This is a genomic window from Streptomyces sp. NPDC043952 (assembly GCF_056435325.1).
The window spans coordinates 166,661-174,014 of sequence record NZ_JBWKES010000015.1; the positions used below are offsets into that span (position 1 = coordinate 166,661).

General features: G+C 74.1%; 7 protein-coding genes. 5 read left to right on the forward strand and 2 right to left on the reverse strand.

All coding sequences use genetic code 11. The features are described from left to right. Positions 1-125: 125 nt before the first annotated feature. Positions 126-953 (reverse strand): class I SAM-dependent methyltransferase, encoded by an 828-nt coding sequence (locus AC069R_RS19405; RefSeq protein ID WP_478768063.1) that lies wholly within the window; start codon positions 951-953, stop codon positions 126-128. Positions 954-1,088: 135 nt separating this feature from the next. After that, entirely contained in the window at positions 1,089-1,673 is a 585-nt protein-coding gene (locus tag AC069R_RS19410; protein ID WP_478768064.1) for an SAV_6107 family HEPN domain-containing protein, read from the reverse strand. Between the two features lie 163 nt (positions 1,674-1,836). Between AC069R_RS19410 and AC069R_RS19415 the strand changes: the two genes are divergently transcribed. From AC069R_RS19415 to AC069R_RS19435, 5 genes are all read left to right on the forward strand, one after another. Further along, positions 1,837-2,589, forward strand: a complete 753-nt coding sequence (locus AC069R_RS19415; RefSeq protein WP_478768066.1) for an ATP-binding cassette domain-containing protein — start codon at positions 1,837-1,839, stop codon at positions 2,587-2,589. Beyond that, positions 2,576-4,660 carry a YhgE/Pip family protein gene (locus tag AC069R_RS19420; RefSeq protein WP_478768067.1) on the forward strand — a complete coding sequence of 695 codons (2,085 nt, stop codon included), beginning with the start codon at positions 2,576-2,578 and terminating at the stop codon, positions 4,658-4,660. The genes AC069R_RS19415 and AC069R_RS19420 overlap by 14 nt, the downstream gene beginning before the upstream one ends. A 47-nt stretch (positions 4,661-4,707) precedes the next feature. Then, the gene (locus tag AC069R_RS19425) at positions 4,708-5,337 is read left to right on the forward strand and encodes a TetR/AcrR family transcriptional regulator (protein WP_478768069.1); all 630 of its coding nucleotides are present in this window, start codon (positions 4,708-4,710) and stop codon (positions 5,335-5,337) included. Between the two features lie 327 nt (positions 5,338-5,664). Next, entirely contained in the window at positions 5,665-6,267 is a 603-nt protein-coding gene (locus AC069R_RS19430) for a DUF4126 domain-containing protein (RefSeq protein ID WP_478768070.1), read from the forward strand. Between the two features lie 58 nt (positions 6,268-6,325). Beyond that, the coding region (locus tag AC069R_RS19435) for a phytoene desaturase family protein (protein ID WP_478768071.1) at positions 6,326-7,354 on the forward strand (1,029 nt) is incomplete at its 3' end.

Below are 7,354 nucleotides of genomic sequence, written 5' to 3' on the forward strand. Positions count from 1 at the left end.
GCGGCCGACCCGTCATGCCGGGTGGTGTACCTCGATCATACGGCGCAAACCCCTCGATCGGGGGGCTTGTGCTGTACTCCATCCGCCGCCGATGCCCTGATCAGCGGCGGGTCGGCCCGCTGGACTCAGACCTCCGCGGCACCCGGCGTCTCGCCGAGCACGTGCAGCTGGGTGGCCACGGAGTGGAACGCGGGCAGCTCGGCCGCCGCCGCCTCCAGCCGCAGCAGCGCGTCCAGCGCGGCGGGCTCGGTGTCCACCAGGACGCCGGGCACCAGGTCGGCGAAGACCCGCACGCCGTGCACCGCGCCGACCCGCAGGCCCGCGCCCTCGACCAGCGCGGTCAGCTGGTCGGCGGTGAAGCGGCGCGGCATCGGGTCGCCGGGGCCCCAGCGGCCGTCGGGGTCCTGGAGGGCCTGCCGGGCGTCGGTGAAGTGGCCGGCGAGGGCGCGGGCGAGCACGGCGCCGCCGAGGCCCGCGGCCAGCAGGCTGAGCACGCCCTCGGGGCGCAGGGCCGCGACCGCGTTGCGCACGCCCTCGGCCGGGTCGTCCACGTACTCCAGGACGCCGTGGCACAGCACCGCGTCGTAGCCGCCGCGCTCGACCACGTCGAACAGGCCGTGGGCGTCGCCCTGGACGCCCCTGACCCGGTCGGCGACGCCGGCCTCGGCGGCGCGGCGCTCCAGCGCGAACAGCGCGTTCGGGCTGGGGTCGACCACGGTGACCCGGTGACCGGCCCGCGCGAGCGGCACGGCGAAGTTGCCGCTGCCGCCGCCGGTGTCGAGGACGTCCAGCGCGTCCCGTCCCGTCGCCTTGACCCGCCGGTCGAGGGCGTCCTGGAGGACCTCCGAGACCACGGCGGTGCGCAGCGAGGCGCGGGTGCCGGAGCGGTCGGAGCGCAGCGGGGCCGTGTGCGGGTGGTGAGGGGAGACGGGCGGGCGCATCGGGTCCGACACGGCAGTTGGCTCCTCGGCAGGGCTGGACGTCTTTCAGGCGTCTCCACCCTATTGCCTCCGGCGCTCCGCCTGGTCATCGCGGGCGCGGCGGCCGTGTCCGTCTCGCTCGGCGGACGCCGGGCGCACCACCCGTGGTCAGCCCGCATCCGGTAGGTCACCGCGGCCTGCCGGACCGCCCGCCTCCCCGGCGTCCGGGCGGGGCCGGGGCAGGACCGGCTGGAGGACGAGCATCCGCTCCACGAGGCGCAGGAACATCGCCGCGTCCCGTATCAGGTCGTCGGCGTCCCGGCGGCTCGCGGCGCCCTGGATGCCGGCCTCGGCGCGGGCCCTGCGGGCGGCGCCGGAGGCGAACAGGGCGCTCCACTCGGTCAGTTCGGGGGCGATCTCGGGCAGGACCTCCCAGGCGCTGCGGATCCGGGCGCGGCGGCGCGGGGAGGTCTCGGGGCGGCCGCGGGCGGCGAGCACGGCGGCGGCGGTGCGCAGGGCGGCGAGGTGGGCCGTGGCATAGCGCTCGTTCGGCACGTCCAGGGCGGCGGCCTCGGCCAGGCCGGCGCGGGCCTGGGCGAGCAGGTCGAGGGCGGCGGGCGGGGCCGCGGCCTGCCGGAGCACGGGGTGCACATCGCTCGCCGGGCCGGTCGCGGAGGGGACGGCGCGGGTCAGTGAGGGGGCAGGGCCGAGGGCGCGGCGCCGGGGTGCGGCGGCTGCGGACGAGTGGGCCATGACGAACCTCCTGTCGTCTGGGTGACGGCACGGGTGCCGTATGTGCCCATCGTGAGGTATGCCACTGACAATCCGATCCGACCTGGGCTTTTGCTTCGGGCGAAGGCGGGGCATAGTTTTGTACTGACCAGTCAGTTCAAAATATCGAACCGCAGGGGGGCTTGTGGACGGCGCGCACGTCACGGCCGAGCACCTCGGGCTCAGGGGACCGCGGGGGTGGGCCTTTCGCGGCATCACCCTCGACGCGGAACCCGGTTCGCTGACCGCGATCGAGGGACCGTCCGGCTCCGGCCGTACGTGTCTGCTGCTCGCGCTCACCGGACGGATGAAGTCCACCGAGGGAGTAGCCACCGTCGGCGGATCCACACTCCCGAGACACCTGGCGGCCGTGCGCCGCGTCAGCGCGCTCGCCAACGTGGCCGGGGTGACGGACCTGGAACCCGCCCTGACCGTCGGCGAGCACCTGCGCGAACGCGCCCTGCTCCAGCGGCGGTTCGGCGATTCCCTGCGCGAGCTGCTGCACCCGCGGGCCGGGCGCTCGCACGAGGCACGGCTGCGCGTGGACGCGGCGCTCGCCGCGGCCGGGCTCGACCCGGAGTCGCTGCCCAAGGGCTCCCGGACGGCCGTACGCGACCTGGAGCGGGTGCAGGAGCTGCGCCTGTCCATCGCCCTCGCCCTCATCGGCCGGCCCCGGCTGCTGGGCGTGGACGACCTCGACACCAAGCTCTCGGAGGCCGAACGCGCCGACGTGTGGGACCTCCTGCGCTCCCTGGCGGGCGCGGGCACGACGGTCCTCGCGGTGTGCCGTACCGCCCCCGAGGGCTGCGCCGCCGTGTCCACGAGCCGGACGGACGAGGACGCCGCCGACCGGGACGCCGCGGGCCGCACCGAGGAGGACGCCGATGCGCTCGCCTAGGCTGGCCGCCCTCGAACTGCGCCGCTTCGGACGCGGCAGGCTGCCGCGCGCCGCCCTCGTCGCCCTGCTCGTGCTGCCGCTGCTCTACGGCGGCCTGTACCTGTGGTCCTTCTGGGACCCGTACGGCCGCCTGGACCGCATCCCCGTGGCGCTGGTCAACGACGACAAGGGCGCCACCGCGGGCGGCAAGAAGATCAGCGCGGGCGACGACCTGGTGTCCGGGCTGCGTGACAGCAAGACCTTCGACTGGCACGAGGTGAGCGACGCCGAGGCCCGCAAAGGCGTGGAGAACGGCACGTACTACCTGTCGCTCACCATGCCGGGCGACTTCAGCGCGCGCATCGCCTCCAGCTCCGGCGCCGACCCGGAGACCGGCGCCCTCCAGGTGCGCAGCAACGACGCGAACAACTACATCGTCGGGCAGATATCCCGCACGGTCTTCAACGAGGTGCGCTCGGCCGCCTCCAGCAAGGCGTCGCGGTCCTTCCTGGACAAGATCTTCATCTCGTTCTCCGACATCCACGACAAGACGGTCACCGCCGCCAAGGGCGCCGAGAAGCTGAACACGGGCCTCGGGAGGGCCGCGAAGGGCTCCAAGGACCTCGCCGACGGACTGGCGGACGCCAAGAGCGGCAGCGGAAAGCTCGCCAAGGGCATCAAGAAGCTGGACACCGGCTCCGGCGACCTCCAGCAGGGCTCCCAGCAGGTCGCCGACGGCACCCAGGCGCTCGCCGACAAGGTCGACGGCGTCTACGCCCAGGCGGGCCCCTTCCTCAAGGACAACGAGAAGACCGTCGGGGACACCGCGGGCCTGGTCGCCGACTCGGCCAAGACCGTCCAGGACAACCTCGACACCCTGGTGAAACGCGCGCCCCTGGCCGCGAAGGCCGCGCAGCTGTCCGCCACCGTCCTCGCGGACCTCTACAAGGAGCGCTGCGAGACCGCCACCGTCCCCGACCCGGCCTGCCCGCAGCTCAAGAAGGCGAAGCAGGCCGCCGAGGACGTGGCCGGCGTCGCCGACGACCTTGAGGCGCTGATCGCCGACCAGAACGGCGACCTGACGACCATGCGGGACAACCTGGGCACCCTCCAGAAGCAGGCGACCGCCCTCCAGAAGGCCGCGCCCCACCTCTCCGAGGACGTCCACGACGCCGTCAAGAAGATCGACAAGCTGAACGACGGCGCGCAGAAGGTCGCCCAGGGCGCCAAGAAGCTGCACACCGGCCTCACCACCGCCGACACCGGCGCGACCACCCTGGACGCGGGCATCGGCACCGCCGAGACCGGCGCCCAGACCCTCGACGGCGGCCTGTACAAGCTGTCCGACGGCTCCGGGAAGCTCGCCGGCGGGCTGCACGACGGCGCCAGGAAGATCCCCGACTACGACAAGCACGACCGCGACCGGCGCACCGGCGTCATGGCCGACCCGGTCCAGCTCGCCTCCCACGACCTGCACAAGGCGCCCAACTACGGCACCGGTTTCGCCCCGTACTTCATCCCGCTGTCCCTGTGGGTGGGCGCGATGGTGGCCTACATGCTGATCGCGCCGCTCAACCGGCGTGCCCTGGCGGCCGGTTCCCCGGCGTGGCGGATCGCGCTCGCGGGCTGGCTGCCGGTGGTCGCGGTGGGCGTGCTCCAGGTGGGCGCGCTGATGGCCGTACTGCACTGGGGGATCGGGCTCCAGATGCTGCGGGCGGCCGGCACCATCGGCTTCCTGTTCCTGGTCGCCGCGTGCTTCGCGGCGATCGTGCAGTGGCTCAACGCCCGCTTCGGCGCGGCCGGCCGGATCCTGGTCCTCGCCCTGCTGATGCTCCAGCTGACCTCGGCGGGCGGCACCTATCCGGTGCAGACCAGCCCCGGCTTCTTCAACACCATCCACCCGTATCTGCCGATGAGTTACGTCGTGGGGGCGCTGCGCCGGCTGATCACGGGCGGCGGGCTCGGCCCGGTGTGGCAGGCGTGCGCGGTGCTGACCGCGTTCACCGCGGGCGCCCTCGCACTGACCGCGCTCGCGGCCCGCAAGCGGCAGGTGTGGACGCTGGACCGGCTGCACCCGGAGCTGAGCCTGTGAGCCCCGGACCGGCCCGGCAGAGCCCGGCACCTGTGAGAATCGGTGCCATGGAAAGCAGCAGCGCCAGGTCCGGCGGCGGCACGCGCCGGGAGGCGACCCGGCAGAAGCTCTACGAGGCGGCCGTCACCCTCATCGCCGAGCAGGGCTTCTCCGCGACCACCGTGGACGAGATCGCCGAGCGGGCGGGAGTGGCCAAGGGCACCGTCTACTACAACTTCGCGAGCAAGTCGGTCCTCTTCGAGGAGCTGCTGCGGCACGGGGTCAGCCTGCTCACCGCGTCCCTGAAGGAGGCCGCGGAGCAGACCGCGCACGAGGGCGGCAGCAGGGTGGACGCGCTGGACGCGATGGTCCGCGCCGGCCTGGTCTTCATCGACCGCTACCCGGCCTTCACCCAGCTGTACGTGGCGGAGCTGTGGCGCACCAACCGGGCCTGGCAGTCCACGCTGATGGTGGTGCGCCAGGAGGCCGTCGCCGTGGTCGAGGGGGTACTGCGCGAGGGGGTGGCGGGCGGCGAGTTCAGCGAGGAGATCGACGTCCAGCTCACCGCGGCGGCCCTGGTCGGCATGGTCCTGGTGGCCGCGCTGGACTGGAAGTCCTTCCAGCCGCAGCGCTCCTTGGACGATGTGCACGCGGCCCTGTCCCGGCTGCTCCAGGGCCGGGTCAGCGGCAGGGTCTGAGCCACCGGGGCGACGGCACACCGCCGCACGGCAGGCGAAAGGCGCCGGTCCGCTTCCGGACCGGCGCCTCCGCGCTCCCCCGTACCTCTCCCCCGTCTCCCCTCGTGCCCCCGTGTTCCCCCTGGGTCGTGGCCAGGCGGCGGGCGCCGTTCCGCCGCCCCGTGCCGGCGGTTCCGGGCCGCGCCCCCTTGCCGGGATCCACTCTCCCGTACCGGCCCCCGCCGGCCCATCCGTGCGCCTACTCATCCGGTGACCTAGGTACGGATACTCAGACCTGCGCGTACCTGGCCGGGACGACCGTCCCAGGCCCTCGCTACGATCGCCTGCGTGTCCGTACTCCCGCTCGTCTTCACCAGTGGCTGGGCCAGCGGCATCAACGCCTACGCGGTGGTGCTGCTGCTCGGCCTGTTCGGCGTGACCGGGGTGAGCGACGACGTGCCCCAAGCCCTCCAGCGGCCCGAGGTGCTGATCATCGCGGGCGTGCTGTTCCTGTGCGAGGCGGCCGCGGACAAGGTCCCCTACGTCGACTCGGTGTGGGACTCCGTGCACACCGTGATCCGGCCCGCCGCGGGCGCCTGGGTGGGCGCGCTGCTCGCCGGGCACAGCGGCTCGTACTCCGAGGTGACGGCCGCGCTGATCGGCGGTGCGACGGCGCTGGCCAGCCACTCGGTGAAGGCCGGGACGCGGATGGCGGTCAACGCCTCGCCGGAACCGTTCAGCAACATCGCGCTGAGCATCGGCGAGGACCTGGGCGTCGGCGCGCTGGTCTCCTTCGCGGTCTTCCATCCGGGGGCCGCGGCGGTCATCGCGGCGGTGCTGCTGGCCGCGGGGCTGGCCGCGCTGTTCTTCCTCGTCTCCCGCATCCGGCGCTTCCTGCGCCGCCGCGCCCAGCGCCGGGAGGAGCGCCGGCTGGCCTCGCGGGTGCCCTGAGCTGCCCAAACCCCGCCCGGCGGCCGGATTGTCAGTGGTGGTCGCTAGAGTCGCAGACATGGCACGGATCGCGGTGATGGGCGCCGGTATGGGCGCGATGGCGGCCGCCGCCCGGCTGGCCGTCGCGGGCCACCGGGTGGTGGTGTACGAGCGCACGGACACCTACGGCGGTGCCCTGCGCCGCTTCGAGCGGGACGGATTCGGCTTCGACACGGGTCCGGGACTGCTGACGCTGCCCGCCGTCTACCGCGACCTGTTCGTCAAGACCGGCAAGGAGCCGCTGGAGGATCGCGTCGAGCTGGTCCAGGTCGACCCGTCCGCGCGGCACCTCTTCGCGGACGGCACCGAGGCCGCCCTGCCGAACGCCTCGCGCGCGGGCGTCGTCGCCGCGCTGGACGAAGCGCTGGGCGGCGGCGCGGGCGGCCGCTGGGGCGACTTCCTGGTGCGGGCCCGCGAGGCCTGGGACCGCACCCGCCGGCCGCTGCTGGAGGAGCCCCTGTGGCCCGACTGGCGGGTGCTGACCGGGAAGGAGCCCTATCCGGCGGTCCCGCACAAGCGGCTGCTGCGCACCCGGCGGGCGGGCACCCTGGCCGAGATCGGCGCCTGGGAGCTGCGCGACCCCCGGCTCTCGGCGCTGCTCGCCGGATATGCCCTGGCCTACGGCGTCGACCCGGCCACCGCCCCGGCGAGCGCGGCCGTGCTGCCGTACATGGAGCACGCCTTCGGCACCTGGTATGTGCGCGGCGGGATACGGGAGTTGGCGCGCGCGGTGTACGAGCGGTGCCTGGCGCGGCGGGTGGAGTTCGTCTTCGGCGCCGAGATCACCCGCGTCCTGCACAAGGACGGCCGGGCGGCCGGGGTCGAGCTGGCCGACGGGACGCATGCCGACGCCGACTTCGTGGTCGGGGCGGAGCCCTGGCGGCTGGGCGGCCTGGTGGAGGGCGCGCCGTACGGACCGGGGGCGGTCGCGCCGGAGGTCGAGGACCGGTTTCCGGGGCGGATGGTGGTCTGCCTGGCCCTGGGGGGGGGGAGGGGGGGCGGGGGGGGAAGCCAACCAAGGGTTGGCGCCCTTCCCCCCCAAAAAGGA